The sequence below is a fragment of the Nocardia tengchongensis genome (assembly GCF_054781395.1).
This window is the reverse complement of the sequence record NZ_BAAGUM010000001.1, coordinates 290,358-310,321: the sequence shown is the minus strand read 5'-3', so window position 1 is coordinate 310,321 and position 19,964 is coordinate 290,358. Positions and strand designations below refer to the sequence as shown.

Below are 19,964 nucleotides of genomic sequence, written 5' to 3'. Positions count from 1 at the left end.
CTCAGCCGGGGAGCATCGAGGTGTCGCGCACTGCTCCCCGGTCGGCCGAGGTGGCCAGCAGCGCATAGGTTTTGAGTGCGGGCGACACGGTCCGGTCGCGGTGGTGCGGCCGGTAGCCGCCGCCCGCCTCCAATGCGGCTCGGCGCGCGGCCAATTCGGCGTCGTCCACGTGCACGGTGAGGCTTCGGGTCGGGATGTCGATGGTGATCGAGTCGCCGTCGGCGACCAGCGCCAGCGGGCCACCCGCCGCGGCCTCGGGGGAGATGTGGCCCACCGAGCAGCCCGAGGAACCGCCCGAGAAGCGCCCGTCGGTGATCAGCGCGCATTCCCCGGCCAGGCCCAGGCCCTTCAGATACGAAGTCGGATACAGCATCTCCTGCATGCCCGGCCCGCCGCTGGGACCCTCGTAGCGGATGACGAGCACGTCACCGGACTTGATCCGGCCCGACAGGATCGCCTCGACGGCATCCTCCTGCGACTCCACCACCAGGGCGGGACCGGTGAAGGTGTGCATGTGCGCGGCCACGCCCGCCGACTTCACCACCGCGCCGTCGGGGGACAGGTTGCCGCGCAACACCGCCAGCCCGCCGTCGCGGGAGAAGGCGTGCGCCACATCGTGGATACACCCCTGCGCCGCGTCGACATCCAGCGAATGCCACCGCTCGGACTGGGAGAAGGCGGTGGCGGACCGCTTGCCGCCCGGTGCGGCGTGGAAGAGATCGAGCGCCGCCGCGGTGGGCTGGGCCCCGCGCACGTCCCAGTCGTTCAGCCACGCGCCGAGCGAATCCGCGTGCACCGCACGCACATCGCGATGCAGCAGCCCCGCCCGGTCCAGCTCGCCCAGCAGCGCGGGGATGCCGCCCGCGCGGTGCACGTCCTCCATCAGGTATTCGCCGTTGGGGGCCACCTTGCACAGGCACGGCACTTGCAACGACATCTTTTCGATATCGGTGAGCGTGTAGTCCAGTCCCGCCTCGTGCGCGGCAGCCAGCAGGTGCAGGACGGTGTTGGTGGATCCGCCCATGGCCAGATCGAGGGCCATGGCGTTGTCGAAGGCGTTGCGGGAGGCGATGTTCCGGGGCAGCACCCCCGCGTCGTCCTCGTCGTAGTAACGGCGGGCCAGGTCCATCACCGTGCGCCCGGCATCGCGGTACAGCTCGGCGCGGGCGGTGTGGGTCGCCAGGGTGGTGCCGTTGCCGGGCAGGGCCAGGCCCAGTGCCTCGGTCAGGCAGTTCATCGAATTGGCGGTGAACATGCCGGCGCAGGAGCCGCAGGTGGGGCAGGCGTTCTCCTCGATGAGCGCGAGGTCGGCGTCGGAGACGTCGGGGGAGACCGCGTCGGCCATGGTGGTGATGAGGTCCAGGCGGCTGCGCACGGTGCCGTCGACCAGCACCGCGTTGCCGCCCTCCATGGGCCCGCCGGAGACGAACACCGTCGGGATGTTCAGCCGCAGCGCGGCCATCAGCATGCCCGGGGTGATCTTGTCGCAGTTGGAGATGCACACCAGCGCGTCGGCGCAGTGCGCGTTCACCATGTACTCGATCGAATCCGCGATCAGGTCCCGCGAGGGCAGTGAATACAGCATTCCGCTGTGCCCCATGGCGATGCCGTCGTCGACGGCGATGGTGTTGAACTCGCGCGGGATGCCGCCCGCCGCCCGCACCGCCTCGGACACCATGCGGCCGACCGGCTGGAGGTGGGTGTGGCCGGGCACGAACTCGGTGAAGCTGTTGGCGATCGCGACGACCGGCTTGCGGCCGATATCGGCCGAGGGAACGCCGCTGGCCCGCATGAGGGCGCGGGCCCCGGCCATGTTCCGTCCGTGCGTGACCGTGCGGGAGCGCAACTCGGGCACGACGCTCACCTCCTTTTGAATCTGCAACCAGATGGTTGCAACCGTGTGGTTGGAGTTTGCCACGACTGCGAGCCCGAACGCAACCATGCGGTTGGAAATGGTTGGATGGACCACATGGCGTGGGACACCGAGAGAACCAGACGACTGCTGCTCGAGGCGGCGGTGCTCGAGTTCGCCGAACGCGGACCCGACGGCGCCCGGGTGAACGCCATCGCGACCCGCGCCGGCATCAACAAGGAACGCATCTACCAGTACTTCGGCGACAAACGCGGCCTGTTCGAGGCGGTGCTCACCGACCAGCTCGAACAACTCGCCGCCGCCAGCCCGCTGACCGCCGACACCGCCGGCGACCTGGCCGAATACGCCGGCCACGTCTTCGACTTCCACCGCACCCACCCGCAGTTCCTGCGCCTCATGTACTGGGAGGGCCTGCAACCGCAGGAGGGCCGCCTGCCCGCCGAATCGGCCCGCGCCTCGCACTACGCGGACAAGGTGGCCGCCCTGGCCGCCGCCCAGCAAGCCGGCACCCTCCCCGACGAGGTCGCCCCCGGCTACCTGCTCTACGCGGTCGCCGCCCTGGCCGCCTGGTGGTTCGCGGCCCCGCAAGTGGTTCGCATGATCTTGGGCCCGGACACCGACGACCCAGATGCCCTGCGGGCCGCTCTGGTCAGACTGGTGCGACGACTGGAAGTGCGGGACTAGCGACGCACTGAGCGATCCGGCGGTGCCGCCCTCGAACTCAGTTGGGGGCCAGGCTGTCTGCCAACGCGGTCAGCACGGGCGCGCAGCCGGTATCGAGGGTGAGGGCTGCGAGGTCGTGGGCGCGGGTGTGGCCTCGATTGAGGATGATGACCGGGCGACCGGATTTGGCGGTGTGGCGGGCGAAGCGCAGGCCTGACATGACCGTCAGGGAGGAGCCGACGACCAGGAGGGCGTCGGCGGCGTCGACCAGGTCGAACGCGGCGGCGACGCGGGGTTTGGGGACGGACTCGCCGAAGTAGACGATGTCGGGTTTGAGGAGGCCGCCGCAGGAATCGCAGTCCACCATGCGGAAGGAGGCGGTGTCGGCGATGACCGCATCGGCGTCGGGGGCGACCTCGAGGCCGTCGAGCGGAACCGATTCGGCGAAGCCGGGATTGGCGGCTTCGAGGCGGTCGGCCAGGGCCATGCGGGAGGTGAGGGTTTCGCAGGTCAGGCAGCGGACGCGGGCGTAGACGCCGTGCAGGTCGATCACTCGGCGCTGGCCGGCCTTGGTATGCAGCAGGTCCACGTTCTGGGTGAGCAGGCCGGTGACGATGCCCGCGCGTTCCAGGCGGGCCAGTGCGCGATGGGACGGATTCGGGCGGGCCGCGTCCATGCGCCGCCAGCCGACGTGGTTGCGGGCCCAATACCGTTGGCGGAACGCCGGATCGCCGACGAACTGCTGATAGGTCATCGGTGTGCGGGGCGGGGCGCCGGGGCTGCGGTAGTCGGGGATGCCGCTGTCGGTGGAGATGCCCGCGCCGGTGAGCACCGCGACCCGGCGGCCGGCGACCAGGTTCAGCAGCCGATCGAGCTGCTGCGCGGAACCGGAATCGGGCATGCGGCCAGCCTACGACCCGGCCGTGACGTGCCGCCGGTCACCTCATGTCACACCCGCGGAGGCTACGGCGTCATCAAGGCAGGACGCCACCGCAGCGGCGGCGCGAGACGAAGGAGATGGTCATCATGGCGAAGACGGTTCTGGTCACCGGCGGCACGGGCACCCTGGGCACCCTGGTCACCCCGCTGCTGCGGCAGGCCGGGCTGGGCGTGCGGGTACTCAGCCGCAGCGCGCACGAGGCGAAGGACGGCATCGAGTTCGTTGCCGGAGACCTGGAGACCGGCGCGGGAATCGCCGAGGCGGTCGCGGGCGCGGACACAGTGCTGCACTTGGCGGGCACGACCAAGGGCGACGGCGAGAAGACTCGCGTCCTGGTCGACGCGATCAATGCCGCCGGCGCGTTCCCGCATCTGGTCTACATCTCGGTGGTGGGCGCCGAGCGGGTTCCGGTGGAGAGCGCGATCGACCGGCAGGTGATGGGCTACATGGCCTCCAAGCGCGAGGCCGAACTGGTGGTCGAGAATTCGGGTCTGCCGTGGACCACGCTGCGTGCCACCCAGTTCCACGATCTGCTCTTCACCATGGTGTCGGCGATGGGCAAGATGCCGGTGGTGCCCGCGTTCAACTTCCGCTTCCAGCCCATCGAAACCGGTGAGGTGGCAGCGCGATTGGTGGATCTGGTGCAGGGTGAGCCCGCCGGACTGGTCGAGGAGATCGGCGGACCGCGCATCTACACCATGAAGGAACTCGAGCGCAGCTACCTGGCGGCCACCGGCCGTCGCCGCCCGGTGTTCACGGTGAAAGCCCCGGGCAAGGCGGCCCGGGTGTACGCGACGGGCGCGAACCTGACCCCCGATCACGCCGTGGGTCAGCGCACGTGGGAGGACTTCCTGGCCGCCAAGCTGGCCACCGCGTGAAAGACGCGAAAACCGGTGTCAGCGCGGTCCGTTGGTGTTGAGGTAGACCACCGGACCGTCGCCGAACCGGCCGTGCGCGTTCATGTCCAGCAGTGCGGCCATGGCCTTGGCGGTGTACACCGGCTCCAGGGTCATGTGCTCTCGATCGGCCGAGAGGGCCTGCGCGGTAGCGGCTTCCGGCATCGGATAGCCGTAGCCCGGTCCCAGATACTCGGTGACGATATCCAGATTGCCGGTGGGGGAGATGTTTTCGGGGATGGCCGCGCCGCGCGATCGGAGCAGTTCGGCGCAGCGGCCCGCCAGGGTGGTCAGCGTCGGTTCGTCAAGGCGCAGTGTGTCGTTGACGACCACACCCACCACCCGGGTCTTCAGGCCCGCGAGCCGCAATCCCAGGGACAGACCCGCCGCGGTTCCGCCGGATCCGACCGGGATCACGATGTGACCGGGCTCGGGCAGTTCCCCGGCCCGGACCTGTTCGGCCAATTCCAGTGCCGCTTCGACATATCCGAGCGAACCCACCGGTGAGGACCCGCCCGGCGGCAGGTAGTACGGCGGCCGGAAGCGGCTGAAGTTCCGGGCGAGCAGATAGGGCGCGCTCAGTATGGTGCGGGCCTTGGTGTGGGTGAAGTGCAGTTCCGCCCCCGAGGCCCGCAGGCGCGCCAGCTGCGCGCGCACGTGCTCGTCCTCGGGCTGATCCAGCAGTGCCAGTACGGTTTTCAGCCCGTGTTCGCGACCGTAGAGCGCGGTGGCCAGCCCCCAGTTGGTGCCCAGTCCGCCCACGGTGACGATGGTGGTGCGGCGCAGGCGCAGGGCGTCGGGCAGCAGCCATTCCAGTTTTCGGACCTTGTTGCCGCCCCAGCCGCCGTCGCCGAAGACGCTGTCGTCCTTGAGCCAGATCTCGGCGCGACCGGAGTCGACGGCGTCGAGGGCGTCCAGTCGCCGCACCGGGGTGGGGCTGGTGCCGAGGCTCAGGTGCGGCAGGGTCCGCGCCAATGCGGGGTGGAGGCGGTGCAGGTGCGGCGTCATCACACCAACCCTATCGACTGTCCAGTTACTCGACGAGTGTGGCGGGCAGCACAGGGGCGGCCCGTACCGGCTGCTAACTTCTGAAAAGCTCATTAGATACGGCAAGGAGAATCATGCCTGGTGTAACCGATCGCGTCATCATTGTCACCGGAGCCGGTGGCGGCCTGGGCCGCGAGTACGCGCTGCTGCTCGCCCGCGAGGGCGCCCTGGTCGTGGTCAACGACCTCGGCGGCGCGCGCGACGGCTCCGGCTCGGGCCACAATATGGCCGACGCCGTGGTCGAGGAGATCCGCGCGGCCGGCGGCACCGCGGTCGCCAACTACGACAGCGTCGCCACCGAAGAGGGCGCGAAGGCGCTCGTGCAGACCGCGATCGACAGCTTCGGCGCGGTGCACGGCATCGTGAACAACGCGGGCATCCTGCGCGACATGAGCTTCGTGAAGATGACCCCCGAGGCCTTCGAGGCCGTGCAGCGCGTGCACCTGTTCGGCTCCTTCTACGTCACCCACGCCGCCTGGCCGCACTTCCGCGAGCAGGGTTTCGGCCGCGTCGTGATGGCCACCTCCACCTCGGGTCTGTACGGCAACTTCGGTCAGGCCAACTACGGCGCCGCCAAGATGGGCCTGGTCGGCATGATGAACACCCTCGCCATCGAGGGCCGCAAGTACGACATCACCGTCAATGCGGTCGCGCCCATGGCGGCCACCCGCATGACCGCCGACATCGCCTCGGAGGCCATGCTCGAGAAGCTGCCCCCGGCCCAGGTCGCGCCCATCGTCGCGCACCTGATGGGCGAGGACTGCACCGATTCCGGCATGGTGCTGGTGGTCGGCGGCGGCTCGGTGCAACGCGCCCAGTTGTTCGCGAACAAGCCCGTCTTCTTCAGTGAGGTCCCGAGCGTGGATCAGGTGCGGGAGAATTGGACCCGTATTACTGATATGTCCGACGCTCAGCCCGGGGTGAACCCAGCGGGCTGAGCCTGCTCTGAGGAGCCTCGCCATGAGCGAGAACGCGTGGGACGCACTGGTTGTCGGAGCCGGAGCGGGCGGGCTGTGCGCGGCCGCCCGGCTCTCGCACCGGGGCTATCGGACCCTGGTGGCCGAACGTCTCGACCGAGTCGGCGGGCGGGCCTCCACCGCCGAACTCGACGGTTTCACCATCAATACCGGCGCTGTCGTCGTCGAACTCGGCGGCATCACCGAACAGACCTTCGAGGAGGTCGGGGCGAAATTCGAAGTGCGCCCGGCGGATCCGCCGATTCTCTACCGGATCAACGGCCGCGACGTGGATGTCTCCAGCGGTGGCTGGGGACTGCTCATCTCCCAGCTCACCCGGCACGGCGCCCAATTGATCGGTGGCATCGGGGCCGCCCGCGCCGAGGGTGAATTACCCGATCGGGAACTGTCCACCGCCGACTGGGTGCGCCGCTACACCAAAAATGATGCGGTGCAAGGCATCTTCCGCAACATGTGCGGCTCCATCTTCGCGGTCGGCTCCGAGGAGCTGCCCGCGCGGGTGTTCCTCACCTACTTCACCCGCAAGTCCGCGTTCAAGAAGTTCGGCTTCTGCCCCGAGGGCACCATCGGCATCTGGAAGGCCCTCGCCGAAGTCGTGGAACGCAATGGGGGAGAGGTCCGGCTCGACAGCGAAGTACGGCGGCTGTATGTCGAGGGTGATCGCGTCACCGGCGCACAGATCAGCCATGACGGCGAAATCTCGGATGTCGCATGCGCTTTCGCGGTCAGCGATATCGGTCCGTCGGCGACCATGGATCTGGTCGGACCCGAGCACTTCCCGTCCGACTACATCGGCAGCGTGCTCCAGCGGGATCTGCCCTGCGCCATGATCTCGGTCAACTTCGCCAGTCGCGAACCGTTGATCACCGCGCCCGGGCTGCTCAGCTTCGCCCGCACCCGGCGGCTGTGCTACGTCGCCAATTTCACCGCGACCTGTCCGGAGATGGCGCCCGAGGGCTGGCATCTCTACGTCGGCACCGGCGTGCCCAAACCCTCGGTCGGCGACTTCGACTCCGAGGCCGAAACCGCACTGGTCCTGCAGGATCTGCGGGAGGAGATCCCGGGCTTCGAACAGGCCCGCATCCTGTCCATCGCGGTGACCCGCGACGACTGGCCGCCCCAACGCGCCGTCGCCGGCTACGACCTGCCCCACGACACCCCGCTGGCGAACCTGTGGAATGTCGGCGACGCGGTCAAGGAGTACGCCAACGGCGGTATCACCGCCTGCATGGAGACGGCGAAGATCGTCGTCGAGGAGATAGTGGCCAGCGGGGTCGGTCGTCACGCAACGTGACAACTGATTTCGTGCCGATGGGGGTAACTCGTGGGGTACCCCCAAAATCGGTTCGGTGCCTGGCCGCCGGCACGCATACGCGACAGGTGGCGGCTCTCAGCTGGGCGCTGAAGGCTCGGGGAGGCGGGACCGCATCCCGGGCAGCCGATCCACCATGGCCACAACGTAATCCGCGAGAATCCCGATCAGGACCGGCCGCTCCACCTTCAGGCCGCCGTCCAGCCACACCAGGATCAGCTCGGCGGCCCCGCCGGTGATCAGTTGTGCCAGTGCGGTCAGGGCGGTGTCCTCGCCCTCCGGGATGTCGAGCAGGACGCGGGTCTGTTCGATGAGCAGCTCGGCCACCTTGCGCATGCCCTCGAACCGGCGGCGCATGAGCAGTTCGGAGCCGTAGGCCTGCGCGAAGGCGATATTGGCGCGCCGTGGATCGTCGGTGACGCCGATGATGAGCGCGGCGACTCCCGCGCGCAGCTTCTCCTCCGGCCCGCCCTCGGTCTCGGTCATGGCGGTGCGCGCCTGGTCGAGCGCCTCGTTCTGCACCTCGTCGAGTAGTTCGGTGGCGAGTGCGTCCAGGTCGGTGAAGGATTCGTAGAAGAAGCGCGGCCCCACCTTGGCCAGTTCGCACACCCCGCGCACGGTGAGCGCGGCCAGCCCCTGCGTGCCGACGATGTCGAGAGCCGCGTCCAGCAGCCGCCGCCGGCGCTGCTCGCGGCGCTCGTCGGTGGTGGTGCCGCGATAGGTCCCGTTGGAAGCGCGCGTCACCCTCATAGCTTGGCACAGAAATTGGGAAACGACCGTTTACGGAAACGGGCGTTTCCGCTACCGTTGAGGTATGGCCGTGCGAAAAGCCGTGGTGAATCATCGAATTCAGGGCCGAGCCGCCGGGCTGCTCGGGCGGTATCCCAGCGTGCCGCAGCCGCTCGCCACCCCGCCGCCCGGCAGTGGGCTGAAACCGGTGATGGGGGATTACGGCGCGCCCGGCATCGGGTATCTGCTCAACACGCTCGCCGATCCGCTGAACTTCAGCCGCGACCGCATGCGCCGCTACGGCCCGGTGCAGTGGATGGGCGTGTTCGGGCGGCGGGTGGTCGGCGTCGTCAGTCCGGCCGCCACCGAGGAGGTCCTGCTCGACCGCAAGCACGTGCTGTCCGCGCAACGCGGCTACGAATTCGTGATCGGCCCGTTCTTCCGCGGCGGAATCCTGTTGCGCGACTTCGAGGAACACGCCTACCACCGCCGCATCCTGCAGCAGGCCTTCACCCGCCCGCGCCTGATCGGCTACCTCGGGCTCACCACCCCGCGCATCGTGCGGGGCGTCGACTCCTGGCGGCCCGCCCCCGATTTCCGGCTTTACGACCACGTCAAACGACTGCTGCTGGAACAGGCGACGGTGGTTTTCGCGGGCGCCGAGTTGGGCCCCGAGGGCACCCGGCTCTCCCGCGCCTTCGAGGACGCCGTACACGGCGGCCAGGCCATCATCCGCACCAACCTGCCCGGCGGCGTCTGGAGCCGGGGCCTGCGCGGGCGCAAGGTGCTCGAGGACTATTTCCGGCGTGAGCTGCCCGCCAAGCGGGCCGGCGCCGGCGAGGACCTGTTCAGCGTGCTCTGCCATGCCGAGACCGAGGACGGCGAATCCTTCTCCGACGCCGACATCGTGGACCACATGATCTTCGTGATGATGGCCGCCCACGACACCAGCACCCTGGCCATCTCGATGCTGGCCTACGAGCTGGGCCGCAACCCGCGGTGGCAGGAACGGTTGCGTGCGGAATCACAGGCGCTGGGCAAGCCCACGCTCGACTACGCCGACCTGGACCGGTTGCCCGCGCTGGAGATGGCCTTCCGCGAGACGCTGCGCATGTACGCGCCGGTCGGTCAGATGGTGCGAGAAGCCCTGGAGGACACCGAGATCGCGGGCTACTTCGTCCCCAAGGGCGCGCTGATCATGGTCGGCCCGTACTCGATGATGCGCAATGCGGAGTACTGGCACGATCCGGACGTGTTCGATCCCGAACGCTTTGCGCCCGGACGCGCGGAGGACAAGTCGCACCGCTTCGCCTGGCCGCCGTTCGGCGGTGGCGCGCACAAGTGCATCGGCAAGTACTTCGGCAGCATGACGGTCAAGGCGACCATGCACCGCATGCTGCTGAACTATCGCTGGAGTGTGCCGGACGGGTACGAGGTGCCCCTCGTGCCGAGTACCGGCCCCACCCCCGCGGACGGGCTGCCGATCCGTCTCAGTCGCCTCTGAACGTTTATCGCACGTCGCGCGGGATCCCGAGTTCGATGTCCAGGTAACGCAATTCCGGATCCCGGCGGCGGCCGTTGCGGAAGGCGCGGAACACCAGGTCCTGCGGATGCCCGACAGTGAACACCTCGGTGAAGGTGGCCACCGTGCGCCGCGGCGCGCCTCGCAGGCTCGGGTTGAATCCGGCCTTGGCGAGCGGCCCCTCCCAGATCAGCGCCGCCCCGCCCGGCACGCTGTGCGGGGCGAAGCTCCAGCCCAGTTCGCGCATGCGCCGGTCGAATTCGCCCGCGCCCAGTCCGGCCACGTCCCAGCCGCTGGCTTCGTTGAAAAGCTGCCTGCCGTGCAGGAATTGGACAAAGCAGGGGTCGGGGCCCGGGTGTGGGGTGCTCAGGTTGATGACGCCGTCCCAGGGCAGGGTGGTCAGCGCCCAGCTCAGCCGTGTCTCGAAATCGGCCCAGTCGGTGCACACCACGGGCTTGTCGCGTTCGCTGGGGCGGTCGGCGGGCAGGCCGTAGCTGCCGGTGCCGGGCGCGTCCATGCTCCAGGTGGTGAAGCGCAGCCGGTCGCCGTCCATGTCGAGTCCGTCGCGCAGCACGGTCACCACCGATTCGGCGACGCCGCGACGGTGATCCACCGACTCCCCGCGTTGCCACCCGGTGCTCCATTCCCGGGCCAGCCGCGGCTGCTGGTGCACGCGCTGCATGGCCCGCCACTGCGGATCCGGTGCGGTGGCATCGGATTCGGATGGCATCGGGACCGGATCCCAGGTGCCGTCGGGCTGCTCGCCGAGCACCCGCAGCAATCGGTCCGCCTCGGCGGCGTCCTCGGGGACCGCGACCAGGACTTCGATCTCGGTGCCCTGTTGCGCGAAATGCACTCGGCGGCCGGTGAGTTCGTCACGGACCTGGATGAACCGCGGGTTCCATCCGAGTCCGGATTCGTCCGCGTCCTCGTCCTCCTCGAGAAAAAACGGCATCCATTGGACCAGCACATCCCATCCCTGCGAACCCACCTTGCCTCCCTCCGGGTTCTCGCCAACCTACCCGCCGGTCACTGTCCGTGCCCGCCGGTGGGTACCGGATGGACTCGGGCTGTGGTAGAACCTGTTCTAGTTTTTCACCTGAAGGGCCACGAATGAACTGGTACACCGGTAATACCGTCTACGACACCGTCCTGACGATCGCCTTCGGTTTCGCTGCCTTCGTGCTGATCGGGGGCCTGTTCCAGCAGAGCCCGTACGGCCGATTCGCCACCGCCAAGCTCGGACTGAACCTGAACCCGAAACTGGGCTGGTGGTTGATGGAAATTCCGGCCACCGTGGTCTTCGCGGTCGCGTACCTGAGCGGGCCGCACCGCTTCGAGCCGACTTCCCTGGTGCTGGCGGCCATCTGGATCCTGCACTACGCCAACCGCGGCTGGTTCTTCCCCCTCTCGATTCGCCAAGTGCCCGGCAAGACCAGCAGTTTCAACATTTCGGTGCTCGGCATGGGCATGTTCGTCACGGCCATGCACGGGTACCTCAATGGTGCCCTCTTCAGTCACGACTATTTCGGGCAATACGGAACAGAGTGGCTGACCGACCCGCGGTTCATCATCGGATTGGTCATCTATCTCACCGGTTTCGCGCTGCTGACGAGTTCCGAGTGGATCGTTCGCAATCTTCGCGATAAGAACAACCCGGGCGCAACGGAATACAAGATTCCGTTCGGTTTGGGCTTCCGATTCGTCACCAGCCCCACGTATCTCGGCGAACTCGTCGCGTGGGCCGGATTCGCCATCCTCACCTGGGCGCTGCCCGGCGTGGTCATCTTCCTGATCACCTTCGGCAATCTGGTGCCCCGCGCCTTCGCCACCCACACCTGGTACCGCGAGAAGTTCTCCGACTATCCGTCGGACCGAAAGGCCCTGGTGCCGTTCGTGATCTAGCGCCCTTGGCGCAGCCGTGATCTAGCGGCCCTTGGCGCAGCCGTGATCTAGCGGCCCTGACGCAGCCGTGATCTAGCGGCCCTGCCGCAGCGCCTTGTCGCGGTACATGGCGGTGTCCACGGCGTGCATGAGTTCGTCGATGGCGGTCGAGTCGGTGTCGACCAGCGCGGTGCCGATGCTCGCGCCGACCCGCACCGACAGGCCCGCCACGTCGAACGGATCGCCCAGCGCGGCCAGCAGGCCATCGGAGACGGTGTCCAACTCCTCGCGGCCCGAGCAGCTTTCGACCAGGACGATGAACTCGTCGCCGCCCAGCCGCGCGGCCACCCCGTGCGGCGGCAGCGCCCGGCGCAGCCGCTGCGCCACCTCGCACAGCACCTGATCGCCGGCGGTGTGGCCGCGGCGGTCGTTGACCTCCTTGAAGCCGTCCAGATCCAGGTAGCAGACCCCCACCTGGCCGGTGGCGGCCGCGAGCCGGTCGAAGAAGAGCAGGCGATTGGGCAGGCCGGTCAATGAATCGTGGTGGGCGTCGTACCAGAGCCGGTCGGCCAGTTCCTTGCGGTCGGTGACGTCGACGGTGACGCCGATCAGGAAGCGCGGTTCGCCCTCGCTGTCGCGGACCACGGTCATCGACAGGTCGATGATGGTGTGCGAGCCGTCGGGCTTGGTGTGCTGGGTCTCGAAGCGGAAGCGGTCGATCTCGCCCGAGAGCAGGCGCTGGAACAGGCCGAAGGCCTCGCCGATATTGCTCGGGCCGAGGATTTCGGCGACCGAGCGGCCCGGCATCTGCGCGGCCGGGACGCCGAGGGTCTCGGCCATGGCGTTGTTGACGTCGACCACCTGGCCGGTGGTGATGTCGACGGTGCCGATGCCCACCGAGGCGCCCTCGAAGATGGCCTGGAAACGGGCCTCCGACAGCTGTCGGCGAGCGTCCGCCTCCCGCGCCGCGGTCATCGCCGCGGTGAGGGTCGTCTCCTGTTCGGCCAGCGCCGCATTGCGCAGTCCGGCGGTGAACTCGGCCGCGAACTCCGCGGCCAGTTCGATGGCGCGGTCGCGCACCGGCCAGTAGTCCGCGCAGGCGGGGTCGGGGCAGGCGTCGGTGACCAGGTCCTTGCACAGCACCAGTATCGAGCGGTGCACGGCCAGTGGATCCCGATAGTTGGCCGCCACCAGTGCGCGGGCGGCCTCGCGGGCCACCGTCATGTCCTCGGTGCCCTGCACGGCCGCGATCAGCCGATCACCGAATCCGTCGAGCAGCCGCTCGACCTGTGTCCGGGTGAGCGTCGGCGCGACCGCGCCCTCGAGCGCCTCGGCCCATCGGACCGCCAGCTCGTGTGCTCCCACCGCCTGACCCCCTTTGCCCCTGCCTCGTGCTCAGACCTTGCGGCCCACACCCGCCAAACCGAGCGAACGGCCCGGAGTTTCATGCTGGTCACGGTCGGATTCGGGCCGCCACAACGGCAATTCCACCACACCGGGCTCGATCAACTGCCACGCCCCGAACAGTGCGGTGATCTCGTCGCGTGTCCGGAATCGCAGCCCGATCCGGCTGACGTCGCGGGAGTTCTCCACCAGTTTGGCCGCATCGTCGGGTCGGGTGGCCGAGGTGAGGTGGGAGATGGCGACGTAACTGCCGGCGGGCGCGGCGGCGTGCAGTGCGGCGACCTTCTCGGCGGGGGCGTACTCGTCGCCCATCAGGTGCAGGACCGCGATCAGCAGAATGCCGACCGGTTGATCGAAATCGATAATGCCGGTCTCGCGCGCCTGCGCCAGCAGCGCCTCGGGCTCACGCAGGTCCGCCTCGATGGCGGCGGCCCGGTCATTGTCGCGCAGGATCGCCCGCGCGTGCGCCACGGCCACCGGGTCGATATCGGCGTAGAGCACCCGGCATTCCGGATCGATCGCCTGCGCCACCTCGTGGACATTGCCCGCGGTCGGAATGCCCGAACCGATGTCGAGGAACTGCCGTACCCCCTGATCCACCAGGAACCGCACCGCGCGGCGCAGGAAGGCCCGATTGCTGAGGGCCAGTCGCGGCAGGTCCGGGACCAGCGCCTTGCCCGCTTCCGCGGCCTGTCGATCGACCTCGAAGTTGTGCGACCCACCCAGTAGCGCGTCGTACATGCGCGCCGGACTCGGCCGGTTCATGTCCACGCCCTCCGGGGCCCACGTCGGTCTGTCCATCCCCAAACCCTCCTTGCCGCAACGGTCGAACGCCCGCCGGCAGAACGAGGCGGGCCGAGATCCGGGCAAATCCGGTGTTTCCGATCACCCGGACGGTGCAAACCGAATGGTAGTCCTCGTTCACCAGAAACCTTGCAGCGATACCACTCTCGCCCTGAGGTGGGACAATGCTCACCCGGCGGTTGACGCCGTGCAGGTGCTGTGCGTGAGCGGCGGCACACACACCCCCGACACGTCGGCCAGCAGCAACCGCGCGCCGAGGACCAGCGAGCACAGCGCAATCGCGGCGAAAGCGAGCACCCACAACAGCCCGGGAATCCTGGTCAGGTGAGCCAGCTGGTCTGCATCGGAGTTCGGCTCGTGCGCGCGATTGCGCTGCAACTCGATCACCGGGCGCACCGCGGCCAGCAGCAGGAACCAGGACGCCGCATAGGCCAGCGCCGCCTGCGTGGTGTCAGTGCCGAACCAGGACACCGCGAAGACCACGCCGCCGGTCACCAGCAGCGACAGCAGGCCGTACCAGTTGCGGATCTTCAGCAGCAGCACCAGCAGCAGCGCGATGGTCAGCCACAGCATCAGGGTGATCCGATGCGCGCCCAGCAGCGCGGCGTACCCCAGCCCCAGCAGCGCGGGCGCCGGATACCCGGCCGCCATGGTCAGGATCATGCCGAGCCCATAGGGTTTGCCGCTCGACACCGTGAGACCCGAAGTGTCGGAATGCAATCGGATGCCATTGAGCCGCCGCCCGGTCAGCAGCGCCGTGAACGCGTGCCCGCCCTCGTGGGCGATGGTCACCGCGTTGCGCAGAATCCGCCAGGTCGGCCGGAACAGCACCAGAATCAGCGCCACCACCCCGGTCCCCACCACCAGCTGCCACGGCGGCGCGGCCTGCGTCGTGGACAACCGATCCACGATCGTGCTGCCCCGCTGAACGAACTCCGCTGTATCCACCGCCGCACCCTACCGATTCGGCGCGCACCCGACGACCGCTCCCGCGCCGCTCAGGCGGTCGGGCGCCGGACACCCTCGGGTCTAACGAAGGCGGTCGGCCAGGATGCCCGCGCGGGCGAGCTGGACCTTGCGGGCCTGGCCGGAGGCGAAGGCCATCAGGCCGAAGGGGGTTCGCAGGCGGAGCTCGTCGTCGACGCGGGTGCCCTCGTCGGTGGCGGTGAGGTCGAAACGGTAGGCCATGTGGACGCCGCCGGGGCTGTCGACCTCACCCCAGACGGCCTTGCCTGGCGTGCCCAGCAGGGCGACGCGAATGCGGTTGTCGTACTTCAGGCCCAGTGCGCGGAACCGTTCGACGGCGACGTACGAGCCGTCCTGCACATCCTCGACCGCCACGACGAGCGGCGAGAGGCCGATGTAGTTCTCGGGCCGGATGAGGTGTTCGTAGACCGCTTCCACGGGGGCGGGGACGGTGAAGGTGTTGCTGAGGATCTTTTCCGGCATTCCCGCACTGTAGTGGTCGCGGCCCGGCGGGACTCACCCGAAGTGCGGCATCAGGTTTCGCTCGGTGCGGTCTGGGCCAGGAGGCCGTCGACGAGGGCGCGCAAACCCTCGCGGTAGGTGTCGCGGGCGGCGAGTTCGGGCCAGCGCTCGCCGATAGCGGCCAGACGCGGCACCTGCTCGGGGTCGAGGTCGTCGAAGGCGGGCCTACCGGTGGTGGCCGGTCCGCCCCGGCGCTGCGAGTGGGTGCGGACGAGGATCTCGCCGACCGTGTAGTACCAGACGGATCGGAAGAGGTAGGCGGCCTGGTCGGAGGTGCGGCCGTGGGCCTCGGCCGCGGCCAGGATGGATTCGACCGTCCACAGCGCGGATTCGTCGAGGAGGCCGACGAAACCGTCGACGGTGAGGACCTCGGCGGCCCAGGGCCAGCTCGCCAGCAGGTCGTGCATCGCGGTGGCGGCCGCGACGATGCGGTCGCGCGGGTCGTCGGGCAGTTCCGGGCGGGCGGTCTGGTCGGCGTAGTGGTTGAGCAGCAGGACCAGCAGGTCTTCCTTGTCCTGGACGTGGCGGTAGACGGTGGTCGCTCCGATGCCCGCTTCGGCGGCCAGGCCGCGAATGGTCAAGCGCTCCCAGCCGTCGCGGTCGATCAAGCGTCGGGCCGCGGTCAGGATCTCCGTGCGGGAGGTGACGGGCGGGCGGCCGGTGCGGCCGTGCGGCGGGGTCGGTCGGGGCATGGTGCCATCATGCCCCAGCTCCGGTCTCGACAGCGTGACCTGCTGATGCTACTTTCGGAACGTGTTCGCAAAGTCGTTGACCGGCGTCGGCGACACCCAGCAGAGGAGCATCCCGTGCGATACCTGATCCTGGCGGCGGTCGCCGCAATGTCCTCGGCCATCACGACCGGATCGGCTGCGGCCCAACCGGATACCGGAGGCGAACCGGGCGCGGTGCTGTCCGCGCGGGCGCTCGGCGACGGCGAGCTGATTCCCGGTGCGGCGAGCGGCTTTCGGATCAGCTACCGGACCACCGGTCAGAACGGCGAGGCCGTGGTGAGCGGAGGCACGATCTATCTGCCCGGGGGAGCGGCCCCCGCGGGCGGACGGCCGGTGGTGTCCTGGGCGCACGGGACCAGCGGGATGACGCAGGGGTGCGCACCCGCCCTCAACGGCGGTATGGCGGACACGTTCGACGAGACACCGCAGCTGGCAACGTATCTGGCGCACGGATACGCGGTGGTCGCCTCCGACTACGCCGGGCTGGGCGGGCCCGGGGTGTACGAGTACCTGGCCGGGCGCGCCGCCGGTCACGCGGTCCTCGACATCGTGCGCGCGGGCCACGCCGTCGACGCCGAATTGTCCGAATCATTCGTGCTGGCAGGGCATTCCATCGGTGGGCAGTCGGTGCTCGCCGCCGCCGGGATGTCCGCGGACTACGCCCCGGAGCTCGATCTGCGCGGCACCCTCGCCTACGCCCCGACCAGCAATGTCGACGAGCTGATCGCCCTGCTCAGCCGCCCCGGCGTCCCCGTGCTGCCCGGGCTGGACGGACTGCACGCCCGCCTGGTCATGATCCTCGCGGGCCTCGACCACGCCCGCCCCGACCTCGGCCTCACCGATTACCTGTCGGCGCACGGCCGCGAGGTCCTCGCCATCGCCCGATCCGGGCGTGATTGCCTGAGCTCCCTGGAGAGTGCCGTCGCGGGCCGGTCCGTCGGGGAACTCTTCTCCGCGCCGCTACCCGAACCGGCGATCGCGGCCCTGCGGGACTACCTGTCGGTGCCGACCACCGGCTACCGCGGCCCGGTCGTACTGCTCCAAGGCGGGGCCGACACCATCCAGCCCGTCCCCACGACTGTGCTCCTGCACCAACAGCTTCAGGCTGCCGGTACCGACAACCGGCTGGTGCTGGTCGCCCCGGCCACCCACTTCACCATCCTGCGCAGTGCGGACCCCGAGGCCGAGACGTTCCTGGCTCGCGTACTGCCGACCGCGGGATGACGCTGCGCGGATGGCCGGGCTGTGCGAAATGACCGGAACCATCACCTGTGCCGTTTTGCTGCGACATCATCGGGTACGCGAACCATGAAGCCGGGGAAGATCGTAACTCCGGTAGATGGGGTGGTGACCATGAGTGAACCGCCACAGGGCGAGGAAGCAGGCGGCGGCCGAGGCCGGGGCACGGTGTTCCCGGGCCCGCGCGGTGACGGAAAGGCGTGGACGCGCGCCGAGGGCGTGAACAGTCGATCGCCATCCCGCTCCGGCGCGGTGGCCCTGCTGGTGCGAGCCGACGCCGGGCAGTTGGAGATGCTGCGGGCGATAGCCGAAACCATCATGCTCACAGCGGATTTCACTATCGATGTGGCGATCGATGTGCGTGTGGCCCTGGACCAGGTGGCCACCACCCTGATCGCGGCGGCCGTGCCGGGCGCGGCGCTCGAGTGTGAATTCCACTTCGACGAGGAGCGGGTGCGGATTCGTGTGACTTCGGTGATCGGCGCCGGTGGCGGCCTGATCGAGCACGGCTTCGGCTGGCATTTCGTCGAAGCCCTCACCGATTCGATCGTCGTGGACAGTGCGAACTTCGACACCGTGCGCTGCGGATATCCGGTGACCGTGGAATTCACGCGGAAACGGGGCGAGGATCAACCGGCCGAGCCGTCGTCGAAGCGATAGACCGTCAGGCGGCCGGCGACCGCGACGCGAATTCGGGTCGCGGTCCCGATCAGCTCGCCGTCGGCGGCGAGCGGTTCTCGCGTGGGCAGCTGGACGGTCAACTCGTCGCGGCGGAACTCGCCGTACAACGGTGTGCGCGCGAGGGCAGCGAGCCCGAGCGCCGATGCGATCCGGACGCGAGACCAGGGCCCGTCGGCGCGCAGCCATCGGATATCGAGCAGCCCCGCGTCGAGACGGTCGCGAAAAGCCGGGACAGCCTGCCGGGGACGATAGGAACCGTTGCCGAAGAACAGCACCCACACGCGCCGGGGGACGCCGTCGACCCGCACCGTCAGGGGCCTTGCCCGGCGCAGCGCGACCGCCAGCGCGGCGGCGAAGGCGGGCCAGCGGCCCCAGCGTGACTCCCATTTCTCCCGCAGCCGCACCATCTCCGGGTAGGTGCCCACCCCGGCCGTATTGAGCACATACCGGGTGCACGGTCCGCTCTCGTCGTCGAACTGGATGCGCGCTATGTCCACCTGGACGGCGTCACCGGTCCCGACGGCCGCGGCCGTGTCCGCCGATTCGCGAACGCCCAGGTCGCGGGCGAAATGGTTGAGCGTGCCGGTGGGGAACACCGCCAACGGCAGACCGTGGCGCAGCGCGATGGTGGCCGCCGCGGCGACGGTGCCGTCACCGCCGGCGACACCCAGCGCCGACGGTGGCCGCGGGCAAGTGCGGTACGCGCGCTCCAGCTGTTCGGCGGGATCGTCACCCGGGCCGGTCTGAACGAGCATGGCCTCGGGCAACAGGGCCGCGAGATCCGGGCCCGGCGCGGCGGGCGGACCGCCCGCGGCCGGATTGACCAGGACCAGCAGGCCGTCGCCGCCGGTGAGCGCAGGCGCGCCACTCGGCCTTTCCCGCGTCGCGGCCGGAACCGGAGACGGCCACCAATGCCGGGTCGCCACCGCGACAGCCGAACCCACGATCGCGCCCGCGAGCACATCACTGCCCCAATGCACGCCGGTGTGTACCCGCGAATAGGAGACGACGGCCGCGAGCGGTACGAGAAACAGTGCGGTCCGGGGACTTTCGAGCGCCGCGCCGGTCGCGAATGCCGCCGCGGCGGCGCTGTGACCGGAAGGGAACGACGACGAGGCCGGCCGCGGGGCCGAGCGCCGACACGCGGGCAGCAGATCGGCGGCCGGCCGGCGGCGCGCGACGATCGGTTTGAGACCGGCGTTCACGATCAGGGCCGCACCACCCAGCGAGACGACACCGCGCACCGCGGCGCGCCGCCGCTCGCCCGTGCGCGTCCCGAGCGCGGCCGCGATGGCCAGCCACAGGGCCGCGAAATCCGCGCTGCGACCGAGCCTCAGCAGGCCGGAATCCAGCTCGGACTCGGGCAGTCGCGCAACCGCGGCGGTCACGGCGCGGTCGATCCGTCCGACGCGATGGAAACTTCGGCCGAGACTTCTCATTGGGGAGAACGCTCCCTTCTGGCCGAAAATCCGTGTACGGCAGCATGTTTCTCGTGCCGGGGTGCACGGCGGCTGCCCAGCGGACGAATCCGCTGGGCATCGGCCGATTCGACTTCTGAAATGCATTCGGGTGGAGGTTGTTCACCGCGGATGACGGTGACCTACCAATAGTGGGAGCGTCCGCCGATCGGGCGGCCGACCATGCCGAGCAGCCACACCGCCGCGCCAACGAGCATCAGGACGACACCGATGGTGGTGAGGATCGAGATGCCGAAAACAATTCCCAGGATCAGCAATACGAGGCCCAGGATGATCATGATTACTTCCTTTGTAGG

General features: G+C 69.1%; 20 protein-coding genes. 8 read left to right on the top strand and 12 right to left on the bottom strand.

The window, feature by feature from the left end; all coding sequences use genetic code 11:
- Window position 1: 1 nt before the first annotated feature.
- Window positions 2-1,855, bottom strand: coding sequence for a dihydroxy-acid dehydratase (gene ilvD / locus ACYVKL_RS01490; RefSeq protein WP_379170379.1), 1,854 nt, complete (start codon window positions 1,853-1,855; stop codon window positions 2-4).
- 114 nt (window positions 1,856-1,969) lie between these two features.
- Here ilvD and ACYVKL_RS01485 point away from each other — a divergent pair, with 114 nt between their 5' ends.
- On the top strand, window positions 1,970-2,557 hold the full coding sequence (locus tag ACYVKL_RS01485; RefSeq protein ID WP_379170377.1) for a TetR/AcrR family transcriptional regulator: 588 nt from the start codon (window positions 1,970-1,972) through the stop codon (window positions 2,555-2,557).
- A 37-nt stretch (window positions 2,558-2,594) separates the two neighbouring features.
- Here ACYVKL_RS01485 and ACYVKL_RS01480 read toward each other — a convergent pair whose 3' ends face one another.
- Entirely contained in the window at window positions 2,595-3,437 is an 843-nt protein-coding gene (locus ACYVKL_RS01480; RefSeq protein ID WP_379170375.1) for an NAD-dependent protein deacetylase, read from the bottom strand.
- A 125-nt stretch (window positions 3,438-3,562) separates the two neighbouring features.
- On the opposite strand from ACYVKL_RS01480, the gene ACYVKL_RS01475 reads away from it, so the two are divergent.
- Entirely contained in the window at window positions 3,563-4,354 is a 792-nt protein-coding gene (locus tag ACYVKL_RS01475) for an SDR family oxidoreductase (protein ID WP_379170373.1), read from the top strand.
- Window positions 4,355-4,372: 18 nt separating this feature from the next.
- On the opposite strand, the gene ACYVKL_RS01470 is transcribed toward ACYVKL_RS01475, so the two are convergent.
- Window positions 4,373-5,380 carry a 1-aminocyclopropane-1-carboxylate deaminase/D-cysteine desulfhydrase gene (locus tag ACYVKL_RS01470; RefSeq protein WP_357201162.1) on the bottom strand — a complete coding sequence of 336 codons (1,008 nt, stop codon included), beginning with the start codon at window positions 5,378-5,380 and terminating at the stop codon, window positions 4,373-4,375.
- 113 nt (window positions 5,381-5,493) lie between these two features.
- Here ACYVKL_RS01470 and ACYVKL_RS01465 point away from each other — a divergent pair, with 113 nt between their 5' ends.
- Both ACYVKL_RS01465 and ACYVKL_RS01460 read left to right on the top strand, forming a co-directional pair.
- A complete protein-coding gene (locus tag ACYVKL_RS01465) occupies window positions 5,494-6,357 on the top strand; it encodes an SDR family oxidoreductase (protein WP_379170371.1) in 864 nt (287 codons plus the stop codon).
- 22 nt (window positions 6,358-6,379) lie between these two features.
- On the top strand, window positions 6,380-7,690 hold the full coding sequence (locus ACYVKL_RS01460; RefSeq protein ID WP_379170369.1) for a phytoene desaturase family protein: 1,311 nt from the start codon (window positions 6,380-6,382) through the stop codon (window positions 7,688-7,690).
- A gap of 96 nt (window positions 7,691-7,786) precedes the next feature.
- Here the strand turns inward: ACYVKL_RS01460 and ACYVKL_RS01455 are convergent, their stop codons facing one another.
- Entirely contained in the window at window positions 7,787-8,452 is a 666-nt protein-coding gene (locus ACYVKL_RS01455) for a TetR/AcrR family transcriptional regulator (RefSeq protein ID WP_379170367.1), read from the bottom strand.
- A 70-nt stretch (window positions 8,453-8,522) separates the two neighbouring features.
- Here ACYVKL_RS01455 and ACYVKL_RS01450 point away from each other — a divergent pair, with 70 nt between their 5' ends.
- Window positions 8,523-9,941, top strand: coding sequence for a cytochrome P450 (locus tag ACYVKL_RS01450; protein WP_379170365.1), 1,419 nt, complete (start codon window positions 8,523-8,525; stop codon window positions 9,939-9,941).
- A 4-nt stretch (window positions 9,942-9,945) separates the two neighbouring features.
- Here ACYVKL_RS01450 and ACYVKL_RS01445 read toward each other — a convergent pair whose 3' ends face one another.
- The gene (locus ACYVKL_RS01445) at window positions 9,946-10,914 is read right to left on the bottom strand and encodes a TY-Chap domain-containing protein (RefSeq protein WP_379170363.1); all 969 of its coding nucleotides are present in this window, start codon (window positions 10,912-10,914) and stop codon (window positions 9,946-9,948) included.
- 158 nt (window positions 10,915-11,072) lie between these two features.
- Between ACYVKL_RS01445 and ACYVKL_RS01440 the strand changes: the two genes are divergently transcribed.
- A complete protein-coding gene (locus ACYVKL_RS01440; RefSeq protein ID WP_213554922.1) occupies window positions 11,073-11,864 on the top strand; it encodes a phosphatidylethanolamine N-methyltransferase family domain-containing protein in 792 nt (263 codons plus the stop codon).
- A gap of 72 nt (window positions 11,865-11,936) precedes the next feature.
- On the opposite strand, the gene ACYVKL_RS01435 is transcribed toward ACYVKL_RS01440, so the two are convergent.
- The 5 genes from ACYVKL_RS01435 to ACYVKL_RS01415 all read right to left on the bottom strand — a co-directional run bounded on the left by ACYVKL_RS01435 (window position 11,937) and on the right by ACYVKL_RS01415 (window position 16,231).
- Complete coding sequence (locus ACYVKL_RS01435; protein WP_379170361.1) at window positions 11,937-13,208, bottom strand: diguanylate cyclase domain-containing protein; 1,272 nt, start codon at window positions 13,206-13,208, stop codon at window positions 11,937-11,939.
- A 30-nt stretch (window positions 13,209-13,238) separates the two neighbouring features.
- The gene (locus tag ACYVKL_RS01430) at window positions 13,239-14,048 is read right to left on the bottom strand and encodes an SAM-dependent methyltransferase (protein WP_379170359.1); all 810 of its coding nucleotides are present in this window, start codon (window positions 14,046-14,048) and stop codon (window positions 13,239-13,241) included.
- A gap of 171 nt (window positions 14,049-14,219) precedes the next feature.
- Window positions 14,220-14,999 carry a M50 family metallopeptidase gene (locus ACYVKL_RS01425; RefSeq protein WP_379170357.1) on the bottom strand — a complete coding sequence of 260 codons (780 nt, stop codon included), beginning with the start codon at window positions 14,997-14,999 and terminating at the stop codon, window positions 14,220-14,222.
- Between the two features lie 81 nt (window positions 15,000-15,080).
- Entirely contained in the window at window positions 15,081-15,500 is a 420-nt protein-coding gene (locus ACYVKL_RS01420; protein WP_379170355.1) for an SRPBCC family protein, read from the bottom strand.
- Between the two features lie 50 nt (window positions 15,501-15,550).
- Window positions 15,551-16,231, bottom strand: a complete 681-nt coding sequence (locus ACYVKL_RS01415) for a TetR/AcrR family transcriptional regulator (protein ID WP_379170353.1) — start codon at window positions 16,229-16,231, stop codon at window positions 15,551-15,553.
- A 114-nt stretch (window positions 16,232-16,345) separates the two neighbouring features.
- On the opposite strand from ACYVKL_RS01415, the gene ACYVKL_RS01410 reads away from it, so the two are divergent.
- Together ACYVKL_RS01410 and ACYVKL_RS01405 are read left to right on the top strand one after the other, a co-directional pair.
- Window positions 16,346-17,494 (top strand): alpha/beta hydrolase, encoded by a 1,149-nt coding sequence (locus ACYVKL_RS01410; RefSeq protein ID WP_379170351.1) that lies wholly within the window; start codon window positions 16,346-16,348, stop codon window positions 17,492-17,494.
- Between the two features lie 129 nt (window positions 17,495-17,623).
- On the top strand, window positions 17,624-18,169 hold the full coding sequence (locus ACYVKL_RS01405) for an ATP-binding protein (protein WP_379170349.1): 546 nt from the start codon (window positions 17,624-17,626) through the stop codon (window positions 18,167-18,169).
- Here the strand turns inward: ACYVKL_RS01405 and ACYVKL_RS01400 are convergent.
- Both ACYVKL_RS01400 and ACYVKL_RS01395 read right to left on the bottom strand, forming a co-directional pair.
- Window positions 18,139-19,578, bottom strand: a complete 1,440-nt coding sequence (locus ACYVKL_RS01400) for a bifunctional phosphatase PAP2/diacylglycerol kinase family protein (protein WP_379170347.1) — start codon at window positions 19,576-19,578, stop codon at window positions 18,139-18,141. The two genes, ACYVKL_RS01405 and ACYVKL_RS01400, sit on opposite strands and share 31 nt — an antisense overlap.
- Window positions 19,579-19,790: 212 nt before the next feature.
- Window positions 19,791-19,946: a hypothetical protein gene (locus ACYVKL_RS01395; protein WP_379170345.1), complete on the bottom strand. Its 156-nt coding sequence runs from the start codon at window positions 19,944-19,946 to the stop codon at window positions 19,791-19,793.
- Window positions 19,947-19,964 lie beyond the last annotated feature (18 nt).

Bases quoted from the DNA above. Each gene is read 5' to 3' on its own strand.
- ACYVKL_RS01485 (WP_379170377.1), top strand. From the start codon at position 1,970: ATGGCGTGGGACACCGAGAGAACCAGACGACTGCTGCTCGAGGCGGCG.
- ACYVKL_RS01480 (WP_379170375.1), bottom strand. From the start codon at position 3,437: ATGCCCGATTCCGGTTCCGCGCAGCAGCTCGATCGGCTGCTGAACCTG.
- ACYVKL_RS01475 (WP_379170373.1), top strand. From the start codon at position 3,563: ATGGCGAAGACGGTTCTGGTCACCGGCGGCACGGGCACCCTGGGCACC.
- ACYVKL_RS01470 (WP_357201162.1), bottom strand. From the start codon at position 5,380: ATGACGCCGCACCTGCACCGCCTCCACCCCGCATTGGCGCGGACCCTG.
- ACYVKL_RS01465 (WP_379170371.1), top strand. From the start codon at position 5,494: ATGCCTGGTGTAACCGATCGCGTCATCATTGTCACCGGAGCCGGTGGC.
- ACYVKL_RS01460 (WP_379170369.1), top strand. From the start codon at position 6,380: ATGAGCGAGAACGCGTGGGACGCACTGGTTGTCGGAGCCGGAGCGGGC.
- ACYVKL_RS01450 (WP_379170365.1), top strand. From the start codon at position 8,523: ATGGCCGTGCGAAAAGCCGTGGTGAATCATCGAATTCAGGGCCGAGCC.
- ACYVKL_RS01445 (WP_379170363.1), bottom strand. From the start codon at position 10,914: ATGCCGTTTTTTCTCGAGGAGGACGAGGACGCGGACGAATCCGGACTC.
- ACYVKL_RS01440 (WP_213554922.1), top strand. From the start codon at position 11,073: ATGAACTGGTACACCGGTAATACCGTCTACGACACCGTCCTGACGATC.
- ACYVKL_RS01430 (WP_379170359.1), bottom strand. From the start codon at position 14,048: ATGGACAGACCGACGTGGGCCCCGGAGGGCGTGGACATGAACCGGCCG.
- ACYVKL_RS01420 (WP_379170355.1), bottom strand. From the start codon at position 15,500: ATGCCGGAAAAGATCCTCAGCAACACCTTCACCGTCCCCGCCCCCGTG.
- ACYVKL_RS01415 (WP_379170353.1), bottom strand. From the start codon at position 16,231: ATGCCCCGACCGACCCCGCCGCACGGCCGCACCGGCCGCCCGCCCGTC.
- ACYVKL_RS01405 (WP_379170349.1), top strand. From the start codon at position 17,624: ATGAGTGAACCGCCACAGGGCGAGGAAGCAGGCGGCGGCCGAGGCCGG.
- ACYVKL_RS01395 (WP_379170345.1), bottom strand. From the start codon at position 19,946: ATGATCATCCTGGGCCTCGTATTGCTGATCCTGGGAATTGTTTTCGGC.